Origin of the sequence: Streptomyces capitiformicae, from assembly GCF_002214185.1 — a bacterium.
GTDB lineage: Bacteria > Actinomycetota > Actinomycetes > Streptomycetales > Streptomycetaceae > Streptomyces > Streptomyces capitiformicae.
The window spans coordinates 2,448,031-2,473,348 of record NZ_CP022161.1; the positions used below are offsets into that span (position 1 = coordinate 2,448,031).

Here is a 25,318-nt window from a genome sequence, read left to right on the forward strand (position 1 = left end):
CACGTAGTGTCACCACATGATCGATGTTCCGGAGGAACTGGCCGAAACTCAGGAAAAGATCAACGGCGCGGCCGGCCGCGCATTCATCACCGACCTCCCGCACCTCACCGCCACCTTCCTGGACCGCTGGGCCCTCCGCCCCGACGGCCCACCCATGCACGGCATGTGCGCCCTGGTCGTACCGGTGCTCCGCACGACCGACAACACCCCCGCCGTCCTCAAACTCCAACTCCTCGACGACGAGAGCGAGGGCGAACCGATCGCCCTGCGCATCTGGAACGGCGACGGAGCCGTGCGGCTCCTCGACCACGACGACGAGACCGGCACCATGCTGCTCGAACGCCTCGACCCCGCCCGGATGCTGTCCTACGAGCCCGACTCCCGCAAAGCCGTCCTCGTCGTCGCCCACCTCCTGGCCCACCTGACGGCCACCCCCGCACCCCCGGGCATGCGCCGCCTGGCCGACATCGCGGCCGACCTGCTCAACCGCACCCCACCCGTCCTGAACCGCATCCCGGACCCCACCGACCGCCGCCTGATCGCCGACTGCGCAGCGGCCCTGCGCGAGGTCATCGCCGAACCCGGCGACCGTCTCCTCCACTGGGACCTGCACTTCGACAACGTCCTCGCCGCCGACCGCAGCCCCTGGCTGGCCATAGACCCCAAGCCCCTGGCCGGCGACCCCGCCTTCGACCTCTGGCCCGCCCTGGACAACCGCTTCGACCCCGACGAGGTCCCCTGGCGCTTCGACGCGATGACAGACGTCCTGAACCTGGACCGAGAACGGGCGAGGGCCTGGACCCTGGCCCGCCTCCTCCAGAACGCCGTCTGGGAAGTCGAGGAAGGCCGCCCCCTCTCGGCGGACGACCTGGAGCTCGCCCGCCGACTGCGGTGAAGATGGAGCCCCCTGTCGGATTCGAACCGACGACCTACGCATTACAAGTGCGTTGCTCTGGCCAGCTGAGCTAAGGAGGCGCGGCCCCGCGCGGGGGCGCCCGTGCAGTGTACCCACGTCACAGCCCGCACCTGTCGAAAATTTCCGCGAAGTTCACGGCCGTCCAGGTACTGACAGAGAAGGTGAACGCCAGGTACCGTCCAGAGCCAGTCCCTCGTGTGGACTACACCATCGCGGAACCGTCCGTGGTGGTTCACCACCTTTACTCGGATCGTCCGGCACGTTCCTGCCGGTGAAGGGGGCCTCACAGCCATGGCCACTGTCTCTTTCGACAAGGCGACCCGGATCTACCCGGGTTCCACCAAGCCCGCCGTCGACGCGCTCGACATCGAGATCGAGGACGGCGAGTTCCTCGTTCTGGTCGGCCCGTCCGGTTGCGGAAAGTCCACTTCCCTCCGCATGCTCGCTGGCCTGGAGGACGTGAACGCCGGCGCCATCCGCATCGGTGACCGCGACGTCACGCACCTGCCGCCGAAGGACCGGGACATCGCCATGGTGTTCCAGAACTACGCGCTCTACCCGCACATGACCGTCGCCGACAACATGGGCTTCGCCCTCAAGATCGCCGGCGTGAACAAGGCGGAGATCCGGCAGAAGGTCGAGGAGGCCGCGAAGATCCTCGACCTCACCGAGTACCTGGACCGCAAGCCGAAGGCCCTCTCCGGTGGTCAGCGCCAGCGTGTCGCCATGGGTCGCGCCATCGTGCGTGAGCCCCAGGTGTTCCTCATGGACGAGCCGCTGTCGAACCTCGACGCCAAGCTCCGTGTCTCCACCCGTACGCAGATCGCGTCGCTCCAGCGTCGCCTCGGCATCACCACCGTCTACGTCACCCACGACCAGGTCGAGGCCATGACGATGGGCGACCGGGTGGCGGTCCTCAAGGACGGTCTGCTCCAGCAGGTCGACTCGCCGCGGAACATGTACGACCGCCCGGCCAACCTCTTCGTCGCCGGCTTCATCGGCTCCCCGGCCATGAACCTGGTCGAGGTCCCGATCACCGACGGCGGCGTGAAGTTCGGCAACAGCGTCGTCCCGATCGACCGGGACGCCCTGAAGGCCGCCTCCGACAAGGGCGACCGCACGGTCACCGTCGGTGTCCGCCCGGAGCACTTCGACATCGTCGAGCACAACGGTGACGCCGCCGCCTCCCTGTCCAAGGACACCGCGGACGCCCCGGCCGGCCTCGCCGTCTCCGTCAACGTCGTCGAGGAGCTCGGCGCCGACGGTTACGTCTACGGCACCGCCGAGGTCGGCGGCGAGACCAAGGACCTCGTGGTCCGTGTCAACGGCCGCCAGGTTCCGGAGAAGGGCGCCCAGCTGCACGTCGTGCCGCGTCCGGGCGAGACCCACGTGTTCTCGACCTCCACGGGCGAGCGTCTCTCCGACTGAGACGAAAACACCATCCCGGGATGAATCACCCAGGTTGACGAAAAGGGCCCCGCAGACGTTTGCGGGGCCCTTTTCGCCGCCCACCAACACCTGCCGACTTCCCCAGCAAACCAGGCCTTTTCGAGCCGCGCGCGTCAACGCACTACCCAGAAAACAGCACTTCAACATCCCCCATATCGGTGACTTAATGTCGCCATATCACTACCCCACGCTACCCTCACTCCCGTGAAGCACACCCACAGGTACACCCACACCTACACCCCACAGACGCGGCGCGGCCGCGGCCCCGCCCGTCGGATCGGCCGCTCCCTCGCCCTTGTCCTGCCCGTCGTCCTGGTCCTCTCCGGGACCCTCGCGGTCACCCAGGTCAACTGGTCGGGGGCGCAGACCTCGCACTCGGTACTCGCCGCCTCGGACGTCTCGGACGTCTCTGCCCCACAGACCTCCCGACGCGCCAAAGCCCGCGCGCCGCACCTGGTGCTGCGCGACAAGCTCCTGATGGAACTCCAGGAGCAGAACCCCGGCGTCGCCCTCACCCACCTCCAGCAGGCCGTGAACGGCCGCCCGTCGCTGGCGAAGCACTGCCCCTCCATCGCCCGCACGCTCGGCCGCGCCGCCGTCCGCGCGTACGGCCCCTCCCGGGCCCAGTCGTACGCCCGCCCCGTCTGCGACACGTCGTACGCGACCGGAGTGGCCGCACAGCACCACTGAACGCCCCTGCGGGCGGGCACCCCCGTTCACCCCCGATTCCGATCACCAGGGCCGTGCTCCCGCGAACGGGGCGCGCACGTACAGTTCGGGTCATGACCGATCCGAACGCCGCGTCGCGCCCCGTTCAAGCCGTGATCCTGGCCGGTGGCCAGGGCTCCCGGCTGCGTCCGTACACCGACGACCGACCGAAGCCCATGGTCGAGATCCCCGGCACGGGCACCCCGATCATCGGCCATCAGCTCGCCTGGCTCGCCGAGGAGGGCGTCACCGACGTCGTCGTCTCCTGCGGCCATCTCGCCGACGTCCTGCAGAAGTGGCTGGACTCGGCCGACCTCCCGGTCCGCGTCACCACGGTCGTCGAGACGGAACCCCTCGGCCGCGGCGGAGGCCTCAAGTACGCCGCCGCCCACCTCCCGCACCCGGACCGGGCCTGGTACGCCACCAACGGCGACATCTGGACCCGCTTCTCGCTCCGCGACATGGCGGACTTCCACACGGAACGCGACGCCGTGGCCACCCTCGCCCTGGCCCGCCCCCGCATCCCCTGGGGCGCCGTGAAGACGGACGGCTTCGGCCGGGTGACGGACTTCATCGAGGCCCCGCCGACGACGTACGAGATCAACGCCGGCGTCTACGTCTTCTCCCCCGAGTTCGCCGGCCTCCTCCCCGAACGCGGCGACCACGAACGCACCACCTTCCCCCGCCTGGCCCGAGAGCGCCGCCTGGCAGGCTTCCCGATCCCCCAGGGCGCGTACTGGCGAGCGATCGACACGGCGAAGGACCTGACGGAGGCAGCGAAGGAGTTGGCGGCCCTGGGCCGCTAGGGCACGTGACACGGCCGGGGCGAGGGGCAGCGCCCCGTAAGGGGCGCGGGGAAACTGCGCGACAAGCCACATACAACCCGCAGTCGCCCGTGAATAGCCCCTCCCGAGCTATGAGGCGCCCCCGCTCTCTCCCCAAACGCACGAAAACGGGCCCCGCACCAACCACATGCGGGGCCCGTCTCCACACACCGGCACAGCCGACACACACCGGCACAGCCGACGCAACCTACCCGAGCAATCCCCCGACCAGCCCCGGCTGCCCGCCACCACCGGAGGGGCTACCGCTGCTGGCCCCGCCAGAGGGGCTCCCGGAGCTGCTGCCGCTCCCGGTCTCACCGCCGGAGGCACTCGGCGCCTGGTCAACCGGCGACGACTGCTGCGGCGGCACCTGCCCCGACGCCCCCTGCGTCTCACTCGGTTGCCCCCCGTTGACGGCACCCTCCGTGCTGCGCGTCGCCCCCGGAGTCGTGGCCGACTGCGAAGGCCGCGCCGAAGTGGCCCCGGCGGTGGGCGAGTTGGACGCCGCGGGGCTGTCCTCACGCCGCTTGCTCGACTCGCCCGGCAACGGCGACCCCGGCAGTTCGTTGCGCGGCGCCTCCCCGGGCCCCGGAACGACGATCCGGTCGGCGTCCCGTACGGCCCCACCGAGCACGGCCCCCACCAACATCGTCAGCCCGACGACGAGCGCGGTGACAAGCGCCCCCCGCCGCAGCACGTACCGCCGCAGCTCCCAGATGTCGGCCCGAGGTCCGAGCCTGCGCCAGGCACCGCCCGCGAGCCGCCCGTCGACGGAGTAGACCGGGGCGCCCGCGATGACCAGCGGAGACCAGGCGGCGAGGTAGATGATGTCCGGCATCTCATAGACGGGAACGGTCTTCCAGCTGACGGTGACCAGCAGCGCGGCCGACATCAGCACCCCGAACCCGGCGGCGACCCGCTGCCACAGTCCGAGCACGGTCAGCACACCCGCCACCACCTGCGCGAAGGCGATGACGAGGCCCGACCCCACGGGATGCTCCAGCGCGAACTGCCGCAGCGGCTCGGCGACTTCCCACGGATGCAGCGTGTTCAGCCACTTCACCATGGATCCGCGCTTGCCGCCGTCGAAGTAGTGCGGATCGCAGAGTTTGCCCATGCCGGCGTAGATGGAGATGAACCCGAGGAACACGCGCAGCGGAAGCAGCACCACACCCAGGTTCATCCGCCGCCCGGGGTAATAGGCATGCCGGACGGGCTCGTTGCCGCGCCGCCCGGTCCACTCACGCTCGCCGTCCTCGTCGCCGTACGGCTCAGCGAACTCCCCGTCGTCCGCGTAGGCGGCTTCGTCGTACGCCGGTTCGTCGTACGCCGGTTCGCCATACCCCGGTTCGTCGTAGCCCGGTTCGCCGTACCCCATGCCGGGCCCACGCATCGCAGGCAGCAGCCGAGTGCCGTCGCCGTCACCGTCCCCGACGGGGGCGACGGGATCGACGTACGAACGCTGGCTGCCGACGATGGGCGTCTCGACGGTCAAGTCGGCGTTGTAGCGCCCGCCTTGGACGTCGTACCCGCCGGTCTCGGTGACATGCGGGATGACCTGGGTGGCGCCCGCGTTCCGTACGGCCTGGAGGAGGCGGTGGGCTCCGGTGTCGTCCGGCGCGGACTTCCCGCTCCAGACGACGGGCGCGCGTCGGCGCCCGGCGGGGGGCGTACCGGCCGACCGGCCCGCCGCGCCCACGACGGGGAACCGCGCGGTGTCCTCTTTGGCGCTCAGGTGCCGTGCGATGCGCGGGGACTGCGCCCGCGTGGAGGCGCCCAACTGCACGCGGAAGCTCGCGTGGTTGACGATGACCTGCGCCGGATCGCTCGGCACCTTCACCATGCTCAGCGCGGGAGCGTCGTCGAATCCCGATTCGAATCCCGACGAAGGGCCCCCCGTGGGTGTGCGGGGTGTTCTGGTGTCCACACTCATCTAACCGAGTGACGGGTCGTTAGGACACTGCTTTGACCGCCCTGATCTGTCCGGACTCCGTCAAGGTGATCCACAACCTGACACAACGCAAGCGCGGCCCACCCCCCCTGGGTGGGGGTGGGCGCCTTCGTCAGCTACGCCGCCGAGCCGCCTCGTACAGCACGACCCCCGCCGCCACACCGGCGTTCAGCGACTCCGCGCCGCCCGGCATCGGGATCCGTACCCGGAAGTCGCAGGTCTCCCCGACGAGCCGCGAGAGCCCCTTGCCCTCGCTGCCGACGACGATGACGACCGGCCCCTCCAGCGCCTCCAGCTCGCCCACCTCGACCTCGCCGTCGGCAGCCAGGCCGACCACGACGACGCCGGCCTTCTTGTACGACTCCAGCGCGCGCGTGAGGTTGGTGGCGCGGGCGACGGGCGTACGGGCGGCCGTACCGGCGGAGGTCTTCCACGCCCCGGCGGTCATCCCGGCGGCACGCCGCTCGGGCACGACGACCCCGTGACCGCCGAACGCGGACACGGATCGCACGACGGCGCCCAGGTTGCGTGGATCGGTGACGCCGTCGAGCGCGACGATCAGCGGATCCTCGCCCTCGTCGAACGCGGCCGCCACGAGGTCCTCGGGGTGCGCGTACTCGTACGGCGGCACCTGGAGGACGAGCCCCTGGTGGTTGAGCCCGTTCGTCATGCGGTCCAGCTCGGGCCGCGGCGCCTCCATGAGGTGGATGCCACCGCGCTCACCGGCGAGCTGCAACGCCTCCCGCACCCGCTCGTCGTTGTCGATGAACTGCTGGACGTAGAGCGTGGAGGCGGGCACGCCCTCGCGCAGCGCCTCGACGACCGGGTTGCGCCCGACGACCATCTCTGAGGTGCCCTTGCCACCCCGCCCGCGCGTCACGGGACGGCGCGCGGTCTGCTTCGCCTTCGCGGCGGCGATGCGGTTCTTCTTGTGGCCCTTGCGCATCTCGGCGGGCGGCGTCGGACCCTTGCCCTCCAGCCCCCTGCGTCGCTGGCCGCCACTGCCGACCTGCGCGCCCTTCTTGCCGGACATGCGGCGGTTGTTAGCGGCCATGACCTACCCGTCTGTGTGAAGCGTGCGTGTGTACGTAATGCAGTGTGCCGCCCGGATGGCCGGGCGGCACAATCGATCAAGAAAGGCTCAGCGCGGGCCGAGCGTCCAGCGCGGGCCGTCCGGGCCGTCCTCGATGACCAGGCCGGACTGGTTGAGCTGGTCGCGGATGGCGTCCGCGGTGGCCCAGTCCTTGCGGGCGCGGGCGGCCTCGCGCTGCTGGAGGACCAGCCCGACGAGCGAGTCGACGACGCCGTGGAGGTCTTCGCCGCGGTCGCCGCCCTCGCCGGCCCAGTGCGCGTCGAGCGGGTCGAGGCCGAGCACACCGAGCATGGCCCGCACCTCGGCGAGGCGCGCGACGGCGGCTTCCTTGTCGTCGGCGGCCAGCGCGCTGTTGCCCTGCCGGACCGTCGTGTGCACGACGGCCAGCGCCTGCGGTACGCCGAGGTCGTCGTCCATGGCCTCGGCGAACGCGGGCGGCACCTCGGCGCAGGGCTCGACGACACCGCCGGCCTTCTCCACGACGCGCTGCACGAAGCCCTCGATACGAGCGAACGCCGACTCGGCCTCGCGCAGGGCCTCCTCGCTGTACTCGATCATCGACCGGTAGTGCGGGGTGCCCAGGTAGTAGCGGAGCACGATGGGCCGCCAGTGCTTGACCATCTCGGAGACCAGGACGCTGTTCCCCAGCGACTTGGACATCTTCTCGCCGCTCATGGTCACCCAGGCGTTGTGCACCCAGTACTTGGCGAACTCGTCGCCGTACGCCTTGGCCTGCGCGATCTCGTTCTCATGGTGCGGGAAGATCAGGTCGAGGCCGCCACCGTGGATGTCGAAGGCGCTGCCCAGGTACTTGTGCGCCATCGCCGAGCACTCCAGGTGCCAGCCCGGCCGCCCCCGTCCCCAGGGCGTCTCCCAGGTCGGCTCCCCCGGCTTGGCGGACTTCCACATGGCGAAGTCCCGAGGGTCCCGCTTGCCGGTCTCGCCCTCCGCGGAGGGCTGAAGGAGATTGTCGAGCTCCTGGTTGGACAGCTTCAGGTACTCGGGGAACGACCGCACATCGAAGTACACGTTCCCGTCGGCCTCGTACGCGTGCCCGCGCTCGATCAGCCCGCGCATCATCTCGACCATCTCGGTCACATGCCCGGTCGCCCGCGGCTCGTACGTCGGCGGCAGGCAACCGAGCACGCCGTACCCGTCGTTGAACGCGCGCTCGTTCTCGTACCCGATCGACCACCACGGGCGCCCCTGGCCGGCCGCCTTGGTGATGATCTTGTCGTCGATGTCCGTCACGTTCCGGACGAACGTCACGTCATAGCCCCGGTACTCGAACCACCGACGCATGATGTCGAAGTTGAGCCCCGACCGGATGTGCCCGATGTGCGGCGCCGCCTGCACGGTGGCACCACACAGGTAGATCGAGACACAACCCGGCGTGAGCGGGGCGAAGTCACGAATCTGCCGGGCGCTGGTGTCGTACAGACGAATAGTCACGCCTCCAGAGTAGTAGGCGAAGGGCAATGCCCCGCCCCTTTGCCCCCAAGGGCCACGCTTTCGTGATGCTGAGGGGGGCCGCGCCCCGCAAGGGGCGCGGGGAACTGCGCGACCAGCCACAGACAACGGCCGGCCGCGCAACCACAGCACACACCGAGCTATCAGGCGTGGGGGGCGAAGGGGCGCAGCCCCTGGAGGACGGGAAGGGGACGGGAAGGGTAGGGGCGGCGGGGGCGAATTACCCCACCCGTACAACCAACGCGGTGGCGACCGCCATCAGCCCCTCACCCCGCCCCGGAAACCCCAGCCCATCAGTAGTCGCCCCCGAAACGGAAACCGGCGCCCCGACCACGTCGGAGAGCACCTTCTGCGCCTCGTCCCGCCGCTTCCCGATCTTCGGCCGGGGCCCCACGACCTGCACAGCCACATTGCCGATGGTGAACCCGGCCGCGCGCACGATCCGCGCGGCCTCCCCGAGCAACGTCACTCCGGACGCCCCGGACCACTCCGGCCGCCCCGTCCCGAAGTGCTGCCCGAGGTCCCCCAGCCCGGCCGCGGAGAAGAGCGCGTTGCATGCGGCGTGCGCCACGACGTCCGCGTCGGAGTGCCCGGCCAGCCCCGGCCCCTCCCCCTCCCACTTCAGCCCGGCACACCACAGCTCCCGCCCCTCCTCGAAGGCATGGATGTCGGTACCGATCCCGACCTGCGGCAACACCACGGAACCCGGAATCGGCGAACCCGGCACGGACGCCCCCTCAGAACCCATCGTTGAGCCTCCTGCGCGCCAGTACGGCCTCCGCGAGCACCAGATCCAACGGCCGCGTCACCTTGAACGCCTCCTCGTGCCCGGGCACGACCACGACGCCCAGCCCGAGCCGCTCGACCATGCTCGCGTCGTCGGTCACGGCCCCGGTGACCGTCTCGTGCGCCCGCACCAGGGTCTCCCGGTCGAACCCCTGCGGTGTCTGCACGGCCCGCAACCGCGCCCGTTCCGGCGTGGCGACGACGGGCTCGGGCATACCCGGCGCGTCCGCGGGCTCGACCTCCTTGACCGTGTCCGCGAGCGGCAGCGCGGGCACCACGGCCGGCGCCCCGTCGCGTACGGCCTCGATGACGCCGTCGACGGTGTCGACGGGTACGAGGGGGCGGGCCGCGTCATGGACGAGGACGATGTCGTAGCCGGGCGGCAGCGCGTCGAGGCCGAGCTTGACCGACTCCTGCCGCGACTCACCCCCGGGTACGACGAGGAAGTCGGTCCGCTCGGGCAGCGCGTGCGCGTCGAGCAGGGTCTTGACCTCGGCGGCACCGTCGGGCGGTGCCACGACGATCACGAGGGTGACGGCGCGGGACGCGGCCATGGCCCGTACCGCGTGGATGAGCATGGGGGTGCCGTTCAGCGCGCGGAGCGCTTTGGGGGCGCCCGGTCCCAGCCGTACGCCGCGTCCAGCGGCCGGAATCACGGCCGCCGTACGGGTGCCCGTACCGGTCCCGGAAGGCGAAGGGCGCGAATCGTCAGACATCGGTTCCTGTCAGGTTTGTGTGCTCGGCCTACGTGGGTATGGCCACAGCGTGCCGGGCGCGACGCCTTGACCGGACCCTTCCGTGACATCTGGTCGAGCCAGCTGCCCGGGCCCGGCACGCCAAGTATCGGGGACCACACCTCGACGTACGGCACCAGGTTCGGTGTCCATGTGAACGTCTGGCGTAGCTGAACGCGAACATGCCGCAGCGCCCGGCGACAGTACGTAGTCATTACGTAGTCATCGGGCACCGCGGCATTTCACTTGCTGCACTGAACGGCTGATCGGCTGAGCGGGCTGGCTGCCTGCCTCAGGAGTCAGTTCAGGACGCGAGAACCTCGTCGAGCAGGGCCTCGGCCTTGTCCTCGTTCGTGTTCTCCGCGAGAGCGAGCTCGCTCACCAGGATCTGGCGGGCCTTGGCGAGCATGCGCTTCTCGCCGGCGGAGAGACCGCGCTCACGCTCACGACGCCACAGGTCACGCACGACTTCCGCGACCTTGATGACATCGCCGGAGGCGAGCTTCTCCAGGTTTGCCTTGTAACGACGCGACCAGTTCGTGGGTTCCTCGGCATACGGTGCGCGCAGCACCTCGAAGACCCGGTCCAGGCCGTCCTGACCGACCACGTCACGCACACCTACGAACTCCGCATTGTCCGCCGGCACACGCACCGTCAGGTCGCCTTGCGCGACCTTGAGCACCAAGTAGGTCTTGTCCACGCCTTTGATCTGGCGAGTTTCGATGGCCTCGATCAGCGCGGCCCCGTGATGGGGATAGACCACGGTGTCGCCAACCTTGAACGTCATGTGACAGGTACCCCTTCCGTGGCTATCCAGGGTAACACGGATACGGCGTGTTCTGAATGGCGTTTTCGCAGGTCAGGGCATATCTCGGGGCTTGACAACAGCGACAGGAACGTGCTGCGAGGGGCGAACGGGAGGGGGTATCCGCAGGTCGGAGCGGCTCTCCGGGCGGAGCGAAACGCGTACGTTACACACATCCGGAGGCCCACCCGCCCGTCCGAACGTCCCGCTATGTCCGACTCCAAGTGTGCGACTTCCGTTACTCCGTTCGGTGAGTGGAGTCGGGTACGAGACGAATCCGGAATTGATCAAGGAGTTCGATCTCCCGGTTGTGTTCCGCCGTTACCGGATCGTGTTCCGGCGTGCGTTCTGGCGTACGTTCTGGCGTGCGTTCTGACTGCTGATCGATTTTCCGTACCGGCCCACATTCCTTACCGGAAATCCAGGAGGCGATGAGGAGGCGATGAGGAAGGGATCGACGACGGTTATGGGAATTGCGCGCACCCCCGGTGAGGCCGTTGCCAGGACTTGCCGGGGGCTAGGGGAGGGTCGGGTGTGGTGGCCGGGGAACGGCTCGGTAACCTAAGCCCGCTGACAGATCCTTAGGGCGGCTTTACCGATGTGGGGCCGCCGACCCCCGTACCGCCCACGTTCAAGGAGTTGCCGCCGCCGTGAGCAGCAGCCTTCGACGCGGCGCCCTCGCCGCCGCCGCCCTCGCGTTCTCGATCGCCTCACTCGCCGCGTGCGCCGCCGGCAACAACGCCCAGACGCTGGAGATCAAGCCGGACAACGCGGCCACGACCGTCGGCAACATCAAGATCCAGAACGCGATCGTGGTGACCCAGCCCGAGCGCCAGGCGACCGGCCCGGCCGCGGTCTCGGCGACGCTGTTCAACAACGCCACGACCGACCAGACGCTGGACTCCATCACTGTGGAGGGCGTCGGCACCGCCAAGATCACGCCGGTCAAGGGCGAGGGCGGCAAGGTCGTCGTCCCGGCCGGCGGCTCCGTGATCATCGGCGGCGAGGGCAACACCACCGCGGTGCTGGCGGAGGCCGGCGAGGCGCTGAAGGACGGCAACGCCCAGCAGGTCACCTTCACGTTCAGCGAGACCGGCGAGGTCGGCCTGCGCGCCTTCGTCGTCCCCGCCGAGAGCTACTTCGAGAAGTGGGGCCCGGCCGACATCCCCGAGGCCCCCACCGCGAGTCCCTCCCCCACCGGTGAGGCCACCGGCTCCCCGACGCCGACCGGCACGGGTTCCCCCGACGAGGAGGGCACCGAGGAGGAGGGCACGGCGGCCGGCTCGACGGCCTCGCCGTCCAACTCGGCCTCGGCGTCCGCCTCGAACGAGGCTGCCGGCACCGGCAGCCACTGACCGCCGCGCCCCACACGCACCTACGCCGAAGGGCGGCATCCCATGAGGGGTGCCGCCCTTCGGCGTAGGACGCGCGCGGTGGCCGTACCACCGACGCGCGCCGGCCGTGCTGTCAGCGCGTGTAGTGGCCCGTCGGCTTACGGCTCGAACTTGTACCCGAGACCGCGCACCGTCACCAGGTAGCGCGGCGCGCCCGGGTCCGGCTCGATCTTGGCGCGGAGGCGCTTGACGTGGACGTCGAGGGTCTTGGTGTCGCCCACGTAGTCGGCGCCCCAGACTCTGTCGATGAGCTGCATACGGGTCAGGACGCGGCCCGCGTTGCGCAGCAGCATTTCGAGCAGGTCGAACTCCTTGAGGGGGAGGTCGACCTTGGAGCCGGAGACGGTGACGACGTGGCGGTCGACGTCCATGCGGACGGGGCCCGCCTCCAGCGCGGCCGGGGTGACCTCCTCGGGCTCGCCGCGGCGGCGCAGTACGGCCCGGATACGGGCGACGAGCTCGCGGGAGGAGAAGGGCTTGGTGACATAGTCATCGGCTCCTATTTCCAGGCCCACGACCTTGTCGATCTCGCTGTCCTTGGCGGTGACCATGATCACCGGGACGTTGGAACGGCCGCGCAGCTGACGGCAGACCTCGGTGCCCGGCAGGCCGGGCAGCATCAGGTCGAGGAGGACGAGGTCGGCGCCGTTGCGCTCGAACTCGTCGAGTCCGTCGGGCCCGGTGGCCGCGATGGCGACCTCGAAGCCTTCTTTGCGGAGCATGTAGGACAGGGCGTCGGAGAAGGACTCCTCGTCCTCGACGACGAGCACTCGGGTCACGGAAGGACCTCCGGGGCGGGAAGCGGTTCGTACGGGGATGACGCTGTTGAGGCAGGTGAGTCGGATGACTCGGATGACTCGGTGGGCTGGCCGTCCTCGTCGTCGAGGTCCGGGTGCTGCGATGCGCGGTCGCGGGACGCGCCCGCCTCCGGCAACCTGAGGGTGAACGTGGAGCCCTGGCCCTCGGAGCTCCACACCGTGACCTCCCCGCCGTGCGAGGCAGCCACGTGCTTGACGATCGCGAGCCCGAGACCCGTACCGCCGGTCTGGCGGGAACGGGCCGGGTCCACGCGGTAGAAGCGCTCGAAGATGCGCTCCTTGTCCTTGTCCGAGATGCCGATGCCCTGGTCGGTCACGGCGATCTCGATGAGGTCCCCGCCGGGCGCGCTCACCCGGCGTGCGGCGATGCCGACGCGGGTGCGGGCCGGAGAGTAGTTGACGGCGTTTTCGACCAGGTTGCCCAACGCGGCGGCGAGTTGTCCACGATGGCCCCAGACGCTCAGCTCGGCGCTGCCGCCGGCCCGTCGTCCACTGTCACCGTTCTCCTCCGGCTCGTCGAGCATCCCCACGTTCGAGGCCATGGTGATCTGCTTGGTGCCGGCCTGGTGGCGGCAGCGGTCGACGGCCTCGGCGACCAGTTCGTCGACGCGCACGGGCTCGGCGTCCTCCAGCGGGTCGTCGTTCTGCACCCGGGAGAGATCGATGAGCTCCTGCACAAGGTTGGTGAGGCGGGTGGCCTCGACCTGCATCCGCCCGGCGAACCGTTCCACCGCCTCCGGGTCGTCGCTCGCGCCCATCACGGCCTCGGAGAGGAGGGAGAGGGCGCCGACGGGAGTCTTCAGCTCATGGCTGACGTTGGCGACGAAGTCACGGCGTACGGCTTCTATGCGGCGGGCCTCGGTGAGGTCCTCCACCAGGAGCAGGACGAGGCGGGAGCCGAGGGGCGCGACGCGCGCGGAGACGGCCAGGGCCTCGCCACGGCCGGTGCCGCGCCGGGGCAGGTCCAGCTCGACCTGTCGTATCTCGCCGTCCCGGCGGGTGTCGCGGGCCATCTGGAGCATCGGCTCGATGGCGAGCCTGCCCCCGCGCACCAGACCGAGGGCGTACGCGGCGGAGCTGGCCTTGACGACGGCGTCGGCCTCGTCGAGCACGACGGCGGAGGAGCGGAGCACGGAGAGCACGGTGTCCACGCCGGGTGGGAGCACCGGGTCCGTGTGCAGGGAGGTCCTGGTGGGACGCTTCTGCTCGCGCTCGCTGAAGCGGAACGCCAGCATGGCGATGACGCCGGTGAGCACTCCGGCGATCGCTGCCGCTGCGGCGACCGCCGCGTTCACGTCCATGCATCCAGGTTAGGCACGAGGTCGGACATCCCCACAGCAGTCTGTGGGCGACCTCGAACACTCGTCGCCCAGAGTTCACCTTGGAGCCAGTATTGGTTCATTTGGGGTGGCGGAAACGGACGCGTACAGGCCGGAACCTGGGGGGCGTGGGGTTCACCGGAACGTGGGAGCGTCGGGTTCGTCCGGGCCCCCGGGGCACTGTTCCGGCCGACGTCCGTACGAGTCCGTCAGGCGTGCGTGCGGCCTGGCGGAACGGCTCCGGAAAGGGCCTCCCACGCGGCAACCGGCACAGCCTCCGATACTGGCTGCTGTACCGAGGTAACGAAACCCACGAGCAGACGTACGTAAGAGAGGGACACCCTGATGCGGGACGCGTACCACGAGGAACTTGACTCGATCGGTGATGGCCTGGTCGAGATGGCCCGTCTGGTGGGGTCGGCGATCGGACGCGCCACGACGGCGATGCTCGACGCGGACCTGAAGCTGGCCGAGAGCGTGATCGAGGCCGACCAGAAGGTCGACGACCTGCAACACGATCTGGAGGCCCGCGCGATAGCCCTGCTGGCCCGGCAGCAGCCCGTGGCCACGGACCTGCGTATCGTCGTGACCTCCCTGCGCATGTCCGCCGATCTGGAGCGCTCCGGCGACCTCGCCCAGCACGTCGCCAAGCTCACCCGGCTCCGTTTCCCCGACCGCGCGGTCCCGCGCGATCTGCACGCCACGATCCTGGAGATGGGCCAGCTCGCGCAGCGTCTGATGGCCAAGGCGGCCGAGGTCATCATCACCAAGGACGTCGACCTCGCCATGCAGCTGGAGCAGGACGACGACGCGATGGACCTCCTCCACCGCACCCTCTTCCAGCACCTCATGGACGACCGCTGGAAGCACGGCATCGAGACCGCCGTCGACGTCACCCTCCTCGGCCGCTACTACGAGCGCTTCGCCGACCACGCCGTCTCCGTGGCCAAGCGTGTGGTGTACCTGGTGACGGGCGAGTACGCGGACGAGCTGCAGGCCGACATCCAGCCGGTTACGGGGGTGGAGGGGGCGTAACGCCTGCGGGCGGGCGGCTGTGCGGGGCAGCGCGCGGTGTTCCGGCAGGGCGTGCGGACGCCTCCATGCGCCGTTGATGCGCCCGGCTGAGCAGGGGTGCGATGGGGCATCCAACGGGCAGAGGCACCAGTCTTCAAAGCCTTCGACGCCTTCGAAGCCTTCGACGCCTGCGATGCCTTCGATGCGTTCGACGCCTTCGAGGAGGGACCATGGCCGAATCCCCCGCCAGCCCCAGCACGCCCGACCCTACCCAGGTACGGGACACCCAGCAGCCCGCCGACATCAAGACCCTGCCCCTGTTCGGCGCCTGCGGCTGCGGCTCCGGGTGCCAGTGCGGGTGCCAGTCCGGCAATCCGTGCCAGTGCGGCTGACAGGACTGCTGTTCAGTTCACGAGGGGGCCGGTCCGAGCGATCGGCCCCCTTGTCGTACGTACGCGACGGGCGGTCGTACGCGACGGGTGGGGCGTTCAGCACCAGGGCCCGGTGTCGTCCCGATCGGCGATGATGTCCACCTGGAAAGCCCCGTCCGCCGGGCCCTCGACGCTCGGATAGGCGACCGTCCCGTCGATCCGCTTGCTGAAGCAGTCACCCGCCGGGTGGACGAGCCACCCATGGGCTCGCGCGGTGTCCCGATAGTGCACGAGGACGCGCTCGCGGGACTCGTGCCCTCGTAGCCGTAGGCCTTCCCGGCGACCACGAACAGATCGTCGTCGTCGCACTCCTGGTACGACTCCCGCACCTCGGCACCGTCGGGCCCGTCGTCCAGCACGGGATCCCGGGCCGGCGCCTCCCCCAGTCGCTCCTCCTCGGTACCGCACCCGTAGTGACCAGGAAGTACCCCACAGGAGCCCTCACGACCACGAGCCCCAACACGGCCGCGATCCCGGCCGCCGACACCCCCACCCTCTGCATGCGCATGACGAGCGACAGACCCCAGCGCATGGCCGGCCCGGGCGGCCCGCTTCCGAGGGGTCGCCGGTCGCCCGTACGGCGGTACGGGCGCAGCATGGACAGGGAAGAGGGCGGGGACTCGGACAGGAAAGAAGGAGGTGCGAGGCCATGACGAAGTTCATGGACGTCCACCACGGAATGCAGGGCATCACGGCCGAGCAGCTGCAAGCCGCCCACAAGGCCGACCTCGACATAGAGAAGGACGAGAACGTCCACTTCGAACGCGCCTGGGCGGACCCGGACGCGGGCGTCGTCTACTGCCTCTCCGAGGCACCCTCCGCCGACGCGGTCCAGCGCATCCACGAACGGGCCGGCCACAGGGCGGACGAAATCCATCCGGTACCCCTGTCGGTCTGACCCGGACCCGACCGACATCCTGACCGACATTCCGGCCGGCATTCCAACCGGCTTCCCAACCCACCTCCGGCCCCCTGGCCCGCACACACGCGGCCAGGGGGTCGACCCGCGACATGCCCCAAATGCCCGCTAATAATGCGAATGGTTCGCGCAGCGGTTTAGCTCGACTTCGGAGCGTCGCCTCCGCCAACGCGGTGTATCGGCCCCCGCCGTGCCGCTCACGAACCCACGACAGGAGCATGGGAATGGGAATGCGTGTCTTGACCGCTGCCGCGGCAGCCGCCCTCGCCACCACGGCGATAGTGACCTCGCTGGCGATACCCGCGGGCGCCGCCACCGGAGACCCGGCAGCATCGGGGGGAGAGGTCGGCGGGCGCGTCTCCGGGGACGCACGCCTCGACGGCGAGCAGGAAGTGCCCGGCCCGGGTGATCCCGACGGTCACGGCCGGTTCCAGTACAAGATCCACCACGACACGTTCTGCTACAAGCTCAGCGTCAGCGACATCGGCCACCCCACCGAGGCCCACCTCCACATCGCGCCGAGGGGAGAGACGGGCCCCGTCGCCCTCGCGCTCAAGACACCCTCCAAGTACGGCAAGATCAGCGACTGCGTCAAAGCCCAGGAGCACCAGAACCCCGACAACGCCACGGCGGTACTGACGCACTGGGAACTCCAGGCCATCAAGCACGACCCCTTCCTCTTCTACGTGAACATCCACAACAAGGAGTTCCCCGACGGAGCCATCCGCGGCCAACTCGCCTGACGAGCCGAGACCCGAGTCGGCTTCGCCACGGCACCGAGCCCCCTACCCACGGAGAACCCGCAGGCGGGGGGGGCTCGACCGTGTCGCAGTCCGGGTGATCGTGAGAAAACGATGGAGCCGTGGATCACGACCCATGACGATTGCGGTGGCACCGCTCAGTCTTCAGGAACGGTTACTCGCCCTTCCCGCCGCTTGTCTGGCCGCTGCCGGCCGCGTTATCCGCGCTGCCCGCGCTGTCCGCGCTGTCCGCGTTGCCCGCGCCGCCGGGGGCGTTGCCGGGATTCTCGTTGCCCGACGTGCCGGTGTTACCCGCTGTGCTCGTGCCGGCGTCCGCGGCGTCCTCGCTGGGTCTGCCCCTGCCGCCGGACTTGCTCGGCGCGGCTGTCGCCCGCGCCAGCCGCTCGGAGCAGTACCCGTCGACCTCGCTCTCGCCGCCCGCCGCCGCGACGAGCCGCTGCCAGGCCGTCGCTTCGAGCGCCTTGCCGCGCTCCTCGACCTGCTCGTAGGCGCGGCAGTGGGCCTCGATGTCCTGGGCGGTGGTCGAGCCGTCCGTCGGTCCGGGCTGTCGGAGGGCGCCGACGAGGCCTCACCGCCCGGCGAGGTCGGGGCGGTCACGGAGGGGTGCGGGGTCCTCCGGTCGGCGCCGGTACCGTCCGCGGACGAGCCGACCGAACCGATGGCCGCGACCGCGACACCGCCCAGGGCGAGGCTGGCGAACACAGCGGCGAACGTCGTCTTCACCGAGCGTCCGGCACGCCGCTCCTCGGGCAGCCGCCAGTCGTCCCGGCGCCGGGTACGCGCCCGGTGCGCACCCGCGCCGCGGGCGGCCACGAAGGCGGTCACGGCCCGCTGCTCGGCCTCGGGGCCGAGATCGCCTCCGCGTAGGACGGCGGCCAGCGCCAACTCCAGCGCGGCGTCGTCACTCGGGTCGCCCAAGCCGGACGAGGCGTCGCCGGGGCGCACACGCCGACGGCCCGGAACTCCGGCGCCGTTCACCCGTTCACCCATGTCCGCTTCCGCTTCCGTTTCCGTTTCCGTCCGGCATGTTCGATTCATCGGGCGTGCCGGGCCCTGGTTTCTGTCCGCCTGCCCACTGCCGCCGTCGTCGTTCATTTCGACCATTTCGACTCCCCCAGCGTCCGGGAAGCCTCATCCGTCACTCCCTCTCCCGCCTCGCTCCCGACGCCCAGTCGGCGGGCAAGGCGTTTCAGACCTCTGTGGGCGGCGGTGCGCACCGCTCCTGGGCGCATGCCGAGGACGCGTGCGGCGGCGGGACCGTCGAGGCCGACGACGACCCGCAGGAGCACGGCCTCGGCCTGGTCCCGCGGTAGCTCGCGGACCAGTTCCGTGGCCCGCTCGGTGGAGAGGGACTCCAGGGCGGTCGTGGGTGCTGTGCGGGCCGGGCAGGCCCAGTACGTCCTGTTCGATCGCCCCCGCCCCGGGCCGTACACGCTGGCGGCGCAGATGGTCCATGGCCCGGTGCCGGGCGATGGTCGCCGTCCAGCCACGGAAACCGGCCCCGTCCCCCTGAATCGTCCGATGTCACGGGCGATCTCCATCCAGGCGTCGGACGCCACGTCCTCCGCGTCCTCGCCCACGAATCCGCGCAGATAGTTGAGGAGGCGCGGATGCACGATCCGGTAGGCGACCGCAAAAGCCGTCTCGTCCCCGTCCTGAGCCCGCGCGACGGCCGCGCCCAATTGCTCGTCGTACGCCCGTGCGTAGCGGGGTTGCCGTTCCTGGCCCAGAGTGGCCTCGTTCGCACCGGGTTCATTGCGAGTCCGCCCGACGCGCCCCTTTCGCATCAACGGCCCCATAGCGACCAGCGTTCGTTCGCACAGAAATGTCGCAGCGCGTGAGGCGCTTCACATCGTCGCGGGCGCCGCGACCACGCAACGGGTGAATGAGCGAGCGACGTCGATCACCCCAAGTCACGGGCTACGTCGGGATGTTGAGGCGGGCTTCGTCGAGGGGATCCCGCAGTCGTCGAGGGGATCCCGCAGTCGGCCGTCGATGCCGCTCAGTGGTCGCCGCCCGCCGCCCGCCGCTCTCCGTCCGTCTGACGGACGATCACCTCACCCGCGTGCGCCTCCAAGCCGCGCGGCCCGCTTTCCGCGGCGGCGCAGGGCGTTGCCTCCCGCCGCAGCTCGTCGATCATCCGGTCGACGCGCCAGAGGCTCGTCGCCGAGTAGTTGATGCGCAACCGCGCCCCCTCCCGGATCGTCGCCACCCTGTCCGCCGCCAACCGTGCGGGCCTGGCCTCGCCACGGGGTCTCGATTCACCTTTTGTCGTCATGTACAGAGAAGCGACGTCGGGTGCCGATCCGTCACCCCGCTCCCGGAGATTCCGGCAACCCTGACTGCACAGAGGGAGCCGTTCCGTCATGGATCCGAAGCGCCGCCACGGGCCCGGCTCAGGTGATCACGCGTCTGATTCCCCAGACGCCGGCCCGGCCCGAGCGGTCCGTTGTCGCCCGGGGTACAGGGAACGCCCGCGCGGAGAACGGCGGGACCGCCAATTCCGGCTGCCAGAGCCCTCCCCGGGACGTCGCCGACCGCGAGGCGGCTCATTCGGCGCACGCGTCCGACACCGGCGATCCCATCGCGACCGCGCCGTACGCGATCGCCAACAGCGGGACCTGGACGACAATCGTGCAGGCCCCGGGCGAGACCGCGTTGCGCGTGCGCAAGCGGACACTGCTCATCGGCACCGCGCTCGCGGTTCTCACGATCGTGGCGTTCCCTGTCAAGTTCTACTGTTCACGTCGAGCGACTCCCGGCGGGGCCGTGAACGCGGTTGATTCACTGGCTCAGTTGGTGGACGGGACGCAGCCTGCGGTGCTTACCGGTCGGTTCCTCGAAAGTGCTCGGGAATTCCAGTCGGGGAGCTGGATCCCCCAAGGACTGGATCCCCCAAGGACTGGATCCCCCAAGGACTGGATCCCCCAAGGAGCGGTGTGCATCGTGAAGGTGCTGGTCACGGGTCTGGCGTGAGTTGTCTTCGGCGTACTCGTGCTGGTCGTGGGCGGCAGTCTGAGGCGTGGATCGTCTGGCAGGTGCAGGCTTTGCGATTTCTCGCCCGCCGTCTCGGGTTGCGCTCGTACGCTCCGGCGCATGGTGGACCTCGAGGTGCATGAGCGGATCACCGCGCGCCGCGCGGAGCTGGACTCCGCGGCCGGCCCGGACGCACCTCGGAGATCACCGCCTGCCGGCACGACCACCTCACCGCCCATCTGCGCGCGACCGGCCTCGGCGCCATCGCCGACCTGGGCTTCATCGGCCTCAAACGACAACGACGACCCGGACGTCGACCCGGAGGTGATCACCGGCTACAAGGCCGCCCGCAACCGGCCCCTGACCCGCGGCCGGAAACTGTCGAACACCGTGCTGGCCGCAGTCCGCGCCCCGGTCGAGCACGGCTTCGCGCACCTGAAGAACTGGCGCATCCTCACCAAGCTCCGCACCGACCCGAAGTCGGCGACCGTCCTGGTCAGGGCCCTGCTGGTGCTGACCAACCCCGAAATCGCCCGCTGACCGATGATCTTCGCGAGAGGCATCCGCCCACGATCAGCCCGAGAATCCCGAAGACGACTCACGCCAGACCCGTGACCTGCGACTTCACGATGCACACTGCTCAAGGAACATGGTCGCCTCCGCGCGCGCCACGTAATGTGCCTCCGCATGATCGAATCCGAGATTGAGATCAGCGAGGATCTGGTCCGCAACCTGCTGCGGGACCAGCATCCGGACTTGGCCGCGCTGCCCATCCGTGAGGTAGCAGGCGGCTGGGGGAACCAGATGTGGCGCCTCGGGGACGAGTTGGCGGTCCGGATACAGCGGATGGACACCAACCCGGATCTGCAGCTCAAGGAGCGCCGGTGGCTGCCGACCCTGGCCTCGCGCGTGCCGCTGTCGATCCCGGTCCCCGTGCGGGACGGGGCGCCGTCCGAGCGCTTCCCCAAGATCTGGACCGTCATGACATGGGTTGAGGGCACGCCGCTGGACCACGGCTCGATCACCCGCAGCGACCATGCGGCCGACATCCTGGCGGCCTTCCTCAAGGCACTGCATGTGGAGGCGCCCGCCGAGGCACCGGACGCCTCGGACCGCGGCGGTCACCCCAAGGAGTGCACAGAGGGCTTCGAGCACTTCCTGCGGGCCGTGGACCTCGGCCGTTTCGCCGAGGACGACATCCGAGCCGTGTGGGACGACGCGGCCGCGGCTCCCGGGTGGGAGGGCCCGCGAGTGTGGGTTCACGGCGACCTGCATCCCGCGAACGTCGTCGTCGCGGAGGGGACGCTGGCGGGCGTTGTCGACTTCGGCGATGTCTTCGCCGGCGACCCGGCCTGGGACCTTGCGGCCGCCTGGGTGCTGCTCCCCGAGGGCGGCACCTCGCGGTTCTTCGACAGCTATGCGCAGGCGGACGAGGCGGCGGTCCGACGGGCACGTGGGCTGGCCGCACTGAGGAGCTTGTTCCTGATGCTGATGGGCCAGAACGGGGACCGCGGTCTGCCGGGCGGCAAGCCGCACTGGGGGCCCGCAGGCAGGTCGGCGCTTGATCGTGTCCTGAAGGGCCTTTGACACCACCGGGCCTCTCTGGCCGCCGTACACTCGGCCGCCGCGCCGTTCACCCCCGCTGTCACTGGGAAGCGGTTCCCGCAGTCACGCACAAGCACCAGGACGAGCGCGTCCGCATCCGCGGTGCCGCCCCCTGCACCAAGTGCGCGCGACCCGCACCGGCTCTCGCCCCGCCGCCCTCGGGTAATCGGCCATGCCCGAAACCCATGGTGATGGGGCGGGAACCGAGCGCGACCACGGGCACGCGGGAGCAGCGGAGCCGCTGACTCGATCTGCCCCGCACCCGGACCATCCACAGAGGGATCACGAACCATGCCCAGCAAGCGCTCTCCGCCCGGAGCCTCGGCGCCATGACCTAGGCGCTGGCCTCCGTCTGCGCCGCCGGCCCTGCCCAGGCGGCGCCGTCCGCCGACAGAACCTGTTCCTGATCATCGAAAGAGCAGGTCGAGGCCCTCGTTTCGGCCCAGCCCGAAAGGAGGCGCCCCTGCCACCGAGTCGAGCGCAAGCTGAACCCGGAACCCGGAACCCGGAACCCGGAACCCGGTGCGAGGCGGACCGGTATCGCGCTTCTGGTGACTCGTCCATGAGGGGGAACCGATGTTCAAGAAGATCACGCAGGTGACAGCGGCGTTGGCGCTTTAAGCAGCCGAAGTAGGTCCGCTGAGACAGGGCCGTCCTGCACCTCCCGCGTTGAACTGCCCGTTCACTACGCAGAGTTGCACGATGGCCCATCTTGCGGGCAGGGAGCGGAACCCCCACCGGCACACGCCCCCGGCGCACTCCCTCACCGGGACCGGCTACACCACGACAAGGGACGTCATCAGCCAGGAATGGCTGCATCGGCTGCGACTACAGAGGAGATCAAATGAGCTTGAGAAGAATCGGAAAACGGGCGGCTGCACTGGTCGTGACGATGATCGCCGCACTCCTTGTTCCGCTGGCGGTGTCGGCACCAGCACAGGCAGCACAGAACGTTGCGGCCGGAACGGCCGCATGGACACCGGAGATCTACCCGCTGTACTCGGGCGAGCGGGTATGGGCACGGGATGTGCCGAGTGCCAATCGGAACGCGGCGCTGGGTGCGTGCTCCCTGGCGTCTGGAATCGCCTGCGTGTCGGTTGGCCAGGGCGACGGCAATCACAGCGTCTTCCACCTGTTCAGGTGCGAAACGCGTTCGCTCTCGAACTTCATCGACGCGCTGGCTGTTCGCAACAACCAGACCGGCGGAGCCGTAGTCCGGTTCTGGGGGCCCAACTATCGCGCCAACATCCCTGCGGACGGCCGGATCACCGAGGTCGTCCCGAACGAGGCGGTGTACGACTTCACTCACATCGACATCTGCTGAGGGCACATCGACCCGGGCACGCTGGTCATGGTGTCCGGGTCGGAAGCCTTTGCGGTGACGGCTGCGGAGTGACGACTGTCTGACGTACAGGTGGTCGAGACCCTGGTTGACCACGCTGCGCCGGGCGATGGTGAGCAACCAGGCCTCCTCCACGGCCGCATCCGCCACGAGGCGCCTTCGCCGTGCTCGACCTCGACCACGCCCTCGCGCCGTGGCTGCTCGTCGACGCCGCCCTCGCCGGCGCCTACAACACGGCCCACGAGCGCGTGTACCCCGGCGCGCTGACCGAACTGGGCATCCCCGCCACCGCCTTGACCGGCCGCTCTCAGCTCAAGCTGCACGCCTTCCCTCGCATCGGGTCGCGTCAGCTCGGGTCGTTCCAGCCGAGCCACATCCGCGAGTTCGTGACACAGCGTGAAGAGCAGCCGAGACCAGGCTCGGAAAGCTCTCGGCAGGGTACTCAGGCCGCAAGATCCCACGGGCTGAGGTGCCAGAGAGGTTCCAGGGCACGAAAATGCCTCCCATCTGCGCCGTTTTGACGCAGGTGGGAGGCATGATCACCAACCCTGCTTCTTCTTGCCCTGGGTCTGGCGGGGGATCTTGGTGAGCTGGATTTTGCTGGTCAGGGGCGGTGGGGTCGTGCGCCTGATGGTCGTCGTTGGTCATCCTTGGGCACTGTTGAGCAGCCTCGGACGACCCAGGGACGGCCCACCATTGCCGGTTGCAGGGCCGCGTTCGGCTGATGGCGGGGCGCCTTCGATGCGGCCCGAACCTCAGCCGAAGACAGTCAGCCACGACGGCGAGGACGCCGACCGACCACGCGCGCGTATGCCTCGCTGACCCCCGCCGGCTCAGCCACGCTGCCGATGCCGTCGACCAGTGCAAGCTGCGACGGCCGACCCGCGACGACGAAGCCTGAGCCCTCAGCTTGGGAAGCTGCGGTATTTGGGGCGGGTTCGGTGGCTGACCCGGGCGACGCCGAGACCCCGCCCGGGACCGGGGCTATATGCCTCCTTCCGCTGCTTGCGCGACTCTCCTCATAGGGCGGAGATCAGGCAGATGGCGAGGATGGCCGCCAGCGTCTGGATCGTGGTCGCCTCGAAGTCCACTCCCGGCGTCTGGGGGTCGTCGATCCTGAAATTGACCGCCGCCCCTGTGTCGAGGCTGGCGAGGGCCTGCTTGGACGCCTTGCTCCAGTCGACCATCAGTTCGCCCTCAGCCGGTGTGATCGTGTGACTGTTGGCGTTCTGGAAGGTGGGGGCGAAGGAGGCCTGGATCGGGTCGAAGCGGGCGGCCTCAGCGATCGCGGGAATGAACAGCAGCAGTGCCTGGGCAACGGTCTGCTGGTCCGATTCCCCTGCCACCGTGGCGATCATGTTGCGGAAGTTGGTCTCCCATGCGGCGACATTCGCGACCTGGCCGATACGGCTCCGGCCAGCTGTCTTCTCAAGAGCAGGGTAGCCGCCGCCGAAGTCAGCTTCGTGGAAAGTGGCCCTCCCCGTCTGCCCCCGGTAGCCGGTGTCATCGCCCTTGAGGAAGAAGACATGCTCCTCTCCCTGGGGCGTCGCCACAAGCCAGCCGACGATGAACAGGTCGCTGGCGCGCATGAGAAGCCGGAAGCCGACCGGCGCCGTCGACGACTGGCCGACATTGCGGTTGGTCACGTCGATCGAGAACAGGTCCGTGTTCGCGGGATTGGTGCGCAGCATCCCCTCCCTCAGCGTCGAGCTCCCTTGGTCCGGACCCCGTCGCGTGGCGCGCTGGCGCACGGCCTCGATCATCGCGTTGTAGGCGCTGGTGCCGCCGCTCATGTCCCAGCTGATGTCCCCGGCGTCGTCGATGGCGGCGGCCTTGTTCTGCGACTGCGGAGCCATGGCCAGGAAGGCCCCCACCAGGGCGGCCACGGCGAGGGCGATCAGAATCGACTGCATGCGCCGTTTTCGGTGGGCTCCGCGAGCCTTGCCTGAGGACATGCCTGGATGTAGTGGTGAACTCTCGGTCATTGGGCTTCTCCTTCGCGA

General features: G+C 69.6%; 24 protein-coding genes, 1 tRNA gene and 2 pseudogenes. 14 read left to right on the forward strand and 13 right to left on the reverse strand.

Features of this window, described 5'->3' with window-relative positions; all coding sequences use genetic code 11:
• Nucleotides 1–16: 16 nt before the first annotated feature.
• The gene (locus CES90_RS10765) at nucleotides 17–895 is read left to right on the forward strand and encodes an aminoglycoside phosphotransferase family protein (RefSeq protein ID WP_189784590.1); all 879 of its coding nucleotides are present in this window, start codon (nucleotides 17–19) and stop codon (nucleotides 893–895) included.
• A gap of 3 nt (nucleotides 896–898) precedes the next feature.
• Here CES90_RS10765 and CES90_RS10770 read toward each other — a convergent pair.
• Nucleotides 899–975, reverse strand: a tRNA-Thr gene (locus tag CES90_RS10770).
• Between the two features lie 232 nt (nucleotides 976–1,207).
• On the opposite strand from CES90_RS10770, the gene CES90_RS10775 reads away from it, so the two are divergent.
• The 3 genes from CES90_RS10775 (at nucleotide 1,208) to CES90_RS10785 (ending at nucleotide 3,879) form a co-directional block, all read left to right on the forward strand.
• Nucleotides 1,208–2,344 carry an ABC transporter ATP-binding protein gene (locus CES90_RS10775; protein WP_189784589.1) on the forward strand — a complete coding sequence of 379 codons (1,137 nt, stop codon included), beginning with the start codon at nucleotides 1,208–1,210 and terminating at the stop codon, nucleotides 2,342–2,344.
• A 225-nt stretch (nucleotides 2,345–2,569) separates the two neighbouring features.
• Nucleotides 2,570–3,055: a hypothetical protein gene (locus CES90_RS10780; RefSeq protein ID WP_189784588.1), complete on the forward strand. Its 486-nt coding sequence runs from the start codon at nucleotides 2,570–2,572 to the stop codon at nucleotides 3,053–3,055.
• A gap of 92 nt (nucleotides 3,056–3,147) precedes the next feature.
• Nucleotides 3,148–3,879: a nucleotidyltransferase family protein gene (locus CES90_RS10785; protein WP_189784587.1), complete on the forward strand. Its 732-nt coding sequence runs from the start codon at nucleotides 3,148–3,150 to the stop codon at nucleotides 3,877–3,879.
• A gap of 226 nt (nucleotides 3,880–4,105) precedes the next feature.
• On the opposite strand, the gene CES90_RS10790 is transcribed toward CES90_RS10785, so the two are convergent.
• The 6 genes from CES90_RS10790 to CES90_RS10815 all read right to left on the reverse strand — a co-directional run bounded on the left by CES90_RS10790 (nucleotide 4,106) and on the right by CES90_RS10815 (nucleotide 10,718).
• Entirely contained in the window at nucleotides 4,106–5,830 is a 1,725-nt protein-coding gene (locus CES90_RS10790) for a DoxX family protein (protein ID WP_189784586.1), read from the reverse strand.
• Nucleotides 5,831–5,960: 130 nt separating this feature from the next.
• On the reverse strand, nucleotides 5,961–6,902 hold the full coding sequence (rlmB, locus tag CES90_RS10795; protein ID WP_189784585.1) for a 23S rRNA (guanosine(2251)-2'-O)-methyltransferase RlmB: 942 nt from the start codon (nucleotides 6,900–6,902) through the stop codon (nucleotides 5,961–5,963).
• 87 nt (nucleotides 6,903–6,989) lie between these two features.
• On the reverse strand, nucleotides 6,990–8,393 hold the full coding sequence (gene cysS / locus CES90_RS10800) for a cysteine--tRNA ligase (protein ID WP_189784584.1): 1,404 nt from the start codon (nucleotides 8,391–8,393) through the stop codon (nucleotides 6,990–6,992).
• 238 nt (nucleotides 8,394–8,631) lie between these two features.
• The gene (gene ispF / locus CES90_RS10805; RefSeq protein ID WP_189784583.1) at nucleotides 8,632–9,159 is read right to left on the reverse strand and encodes a 2-C-methyl-D-erythritol 2,4-cyclodiphosphate synthase; all 528 of its coding nucleotides are present in this window, start codon (nucleotides 9,157–9,159) and stop codon (nucleotides 8,632–8,634) included.
• Nucleotides 9,149–9,913, reverse strand: coding sequence for a 2-C-methyl-D-erythritol 4-phosphate cytidylyltransferase (gene ispD / locus CES90_RS10810; RefSeq protein ID WP_189784582.1), 765 nt, complete (start codon nucleotides 9,911–9,913; stop codon nucleotides 9,149–9,151). The genes ispF and ispD overlap by 11 nt, the downstream gene beginning before the upstream one ends.
• A 322-nt stretch (nucleotides 9,914–10,235) precedes the next feature.
• A complete protein-coding gene (locus CES90_RS10815) occupies nucleotides 10,236–10,718 on the reverse strand; it encodes a CarD family transcriptional regulator (protein ID WP_003953493.1) in 483 nt (160 codons plus the stop codon).
• 668 nt (nucleotides 10,719–11,386) lie between these two features.
• On the opposite strand from CES90_RS10815, the gene CES90_RS10820 reads away from it, so the two are divergent.
• Nucleotides 11,387–12,091 carry a copper chaperone PCu(A)C gene (locus CES90_RS10820; RefSeq protein WP_189784581.1) on the forward strand — a complete coding sequence of 235 codons (705 nt, stop codon included), beginning with the start codon at nucleotides 11,387–11,389 and terminating at the stop codon, nucleotides 12,089–12,091.
• A gap of 137 nt (nucleotides 12,092–12,228) precedes the next feature.
• Here CES90_RS10820 and CES90_RS10825 read toward each other — a convergent pair whose 3' ends face one another.
• Complete coding sequence (locus CES90_RS10825) at nucleotides 12,229–12,909, reverse strand: response regulator transcription factor (protein WP_007382946.1); 681 nt, start codon at nucleotides 12,907–12,909, stop codon at nucleotides 12,229–12,231.
• Nucleotides 12,906–14,249, reverse strand: a complete 1,344-nt coding sequence (locus CES90_RS10830) for a sensor histidine kinase (RefSeq protein ID WP_189784580.1) — start codon at nucleotides 14,247–14,249, stop codon at nucleotides 12,906–12,908. Before CES90_RS10830 ends, CES90_RS10825 begins: the two co-directional genes overlap by 4 nt.
• A 363-nt stretch (nucleotides 14,250–14,612) precedes the next feature.
• On the opposite strand from CES90_RS10830, the gene phoU reads away from it, so the two are divergent.
• Together phoU and CES90_RS10840 are read left to right on the forward strand one after the other, a co-directional pair.
• The gene (phoU, locus tag CES90_RS10835) at nucleotides 14,613–15,302 is read left to right on the forward strand and encodes a phosphate signaling complex protein PhoU (protein WP_189784579.1); all 690 of its coding nucleotides are present in this window, start codon (nucleotides 14,613–14,615) and stop codon (nucleotides 15,300–15,302) included.
• A 209-nt stretch (nucleotides 15,303–15,511) separates the two neighbouring features.
• Complete coding sequence (locus tag CES90_RS10840) at nucleotides 15,512–15,673, forward strand: hypothetical protein (RefSeq protein ID WP_189784578.1); 162 nt, start codon at nucleotides 15,512–15,514, stop codon at nucleotides 15,671–15,673.
• Nucleotides 15,674–15,769: 96 nt separating this feature from the next.
• On the opposite strand, the gene CES90_RS10845 is transcribed toward CES90_RS10840, so the two are convergent.
• The gene (locus tag CES90_RS10845; RefSeq protein WP_189784577.1) at nucleotides 15,770–15,943 is read right to left on the reverse strand and encodes a hypothetical protein; all 174 of its coding nucleotides are present in this window, start codon (nucleotides 15,941–15,943) and stop codon (nucleotides 15,770–15,772) included.
• A 418-nt stretch (nucleotides 15,944–16,361) separates the two neighbouring features.
• Here CES90_RS10845 and CES90_RS10850 point away from each other — a divergent pair, with 418 nt between their 5' ends.
• A complete protein-coding gene (locus CES90_RS10850) occupies nucleotides 16,362–16,610 on the forward strand; it encodes an SCO4226 family nickel-binding protein (RefSeq protein ID WP_189784576.1) in 249 nt (82 codons plus the stop codon).
• A gap of 245 nt (nucleotides 16,611–16,855) precedes the next feature.
• On the forward strand, nucleotides 16,856–17,374 hold the full coding sequence (locus CES90_RS10855; RefSeq protein WP_189784575.1) for a CHRD domain-containing protein: 519 nt from the start codon (nucleotides 16,856–16,858) through the stop codon (nucleotides 17,372–17,374).
• Between the two features lie 1,109 nt (nucleotides 17,375–18,483).
• Here CES90_RS10855 and CES90_RS10860 read toward each other — a convergent pair.
• A pseudogene (locus tag CES90_RS10860) lies at nucleotides 18,484–19,122 on the reverse strand (RNA polymerase sigma factor).
• A gap of 272 nt (nucleotides 19,123–19,394) precedes the next feature.
• Complete coding sequence (locus tag CES90_RS10865) at nucleotides 19,395–19,604, reverse strand: hypothetical protein (protein ID WP_189784574.1); 210 nt, start codon at nucleotides 19,602–19,604, stop codon at nucleotides 19,395–19,397.
• Nucleotides 19,605–19,792: 188 nt separating this feature from the next.
• Between CES90_RS10865 and CES90_RS10870 the strand changes: the two genes are divergently transcribed.
• From CES90_RS10870 to CES90_RS51920, 5 genes and pseudogenes are all read left to right on the forward strand, one after another.
• Nucleotides 19,793–20,368, forward strand: coding sequence for a hypothetical protein (locus tag CES90_RS10870; RefSeq protein ID WP_189784573.1), 576 nt, complete (start codon nucleotides 19,793–19,795; stop codon nucleotides 20,366–20,368).
• 182 nt (nucleotides 20,369–20,550) lie between these two features.
• Nucleotides 20,551–20,908 (forward strand): annotated as a pseudogene (locus CES90_RS49430) (transposase family protein); the annotation flags it as partial.
• A gap of 147 nt (nucleotides 20,909–21,055) precedes the next feature.
• Entirely contained in the window at nucleotides 21,056–21,955 is a 900-nt protein-coding gene (locus tag CES90_RS10880; protein ID WP_189784572.1) for an aminoglycoside phosphotransferase family protein, read from the forward strand.
• Nucleotides 21,956–22,859: 904 nt separating this feature from the next.
• Complete coding sequence (locus CES90_RS10885; RefSeq protein ID WP_189784571.1) at nucleotides 22,860–23,297, forward strand: hypothetical protein; 438 nt, start codon at nucleotides 22,860–22,862, stop codon at nucleotides 23,295–23,297.
• A gap of 182 nt (nucleotides 23,298–23,479) precedes the next feature.
• Nucleotides 23,480–23,836, forward strand: a complete 357-nt coding sequence (locus CES90_RS51920; protein ID WP_189784629.1) for a hypothetical protein — start codon at nucleotides 23,480–23,482, stop codon at nucleotides 23,834–23,836.
• Nucleotides 23,837–24,334: 498 nt separating this feature from the next.
• Here CES90_RS51920 and CES90_RS10895 read toward each other — a convergent pair whose 3' ends face one another.
• Nucleotides 24,335–25,300 (reverse strand): ribosome-inactivating family protein, encoded by a 966-nt coding sequence (locus CES90_RS10895; protein WP_189784570.1) that lies wholly within the window; start codon nucleotides 25,298–25,300, stop codon nucleotides 24,335–24,337.
• Nucleotides 25,301–25,318 lie beyond the last annotated feature (18 nt).

Coding starts and splice junctions, on each gene's coding strand:
- CES90_RS10790 (WP_189784586.1), bottom strand. CDS start 5,830: ATGAGTGTGGACACCAGAACACCCCGCACACCCACGGGGGGCCCTTCG.
- rlmB (WP_189784585.1), bottom strand. CDS start 6,902: ATGGCCGCTAACAACCGCCGCATGTCCGGCAAGAAGGGCGCGCAGGTC.
- CES90_RS10840 (WP_189784578.1), top strand. CDS start 15,512: ATGGCCGAATCCCCCGCCAGCCCCAGCACGCCCGACCCTACCCAGGTA.
- CES90_RS10880 (WP_189784572.1), top strand. CDS start 21,056: ATGATCGAATCCGAGATTGAGATCAGCGAGGATCTGGTCCGCAACCTG.
- ispD (WP_189784582.1), bottom strand. CDS start 9,913: ATGTCTGACGATTCGCGCCCTTCGCCTTCCGGGACCGGTACGGGCACC.
- ispF (WP_189784583.1), bottom strand. CDS start 9,159: ATGGGTTCTGAGGGGGCGTCCGTGCCGGGTTCGCCGATTCCGGGTTCC.
- CES90_RS10855 (WP_189784575.1), top strand. CDS start 16,856: ATGGGAATGCGTGTCTTGACCGCTGCCGCGGCAGCCGCCCTCGCCACC.
- CES90_RS10775 (WP_189784589.1), top strand. CDS start 1,208: ATGGCCACTGTCTCTTTCGACAAGGCGACCCGGATCTACCCGGGTTCC.
- CES90_RS10765 (WP_189784590.1), top strand. CDS start 17: ATGATCGATGTTCCGGAGGAACTGGCCGAAACTCAGGAAAAGATCAAC.
- CES90_RS10850 (WP_189784576.1), top strand. CDS start 16,362: ATGACGAAGTTCATGGACGTCCACCACGGAATGCAGGGCATCACGGCC.
- CES90_RS10895 (WP_189784570.1), bottom strand. CDS start 25,300: ATGACCGAGAGTTCACCACTACATCCAGGCATGTCCTCAGGCAAGGCT.
- phoU (WP_189784579.1), top strand. CDS start 14,613: ATGCGGGACGCGTACCACGAGGAACTTGACTCGATCGGTGATGGCCTG.
- CES90_RS10785 (WP_189784587.1), top strand. CDS start 3,148: ATGACCGATCCGAACGCCGCGTCGCGCCCCGTTCAAGCCGTGATCCTG.
- CES90_RS10815 (WP_003953493.1), bottom strand. CDS start 10,718: ATGACGTTCAAGGTTGGCGACACCGTGGTCTATCCCCATCACGGGGCC.
- CES90_RS10830 (WP_189784580.1), bottom strand. CDS start 14,249: ATGGACGTGAACGCGGCGGTCGCCGCAGCGGCAGCGATCGCCGGAGTG.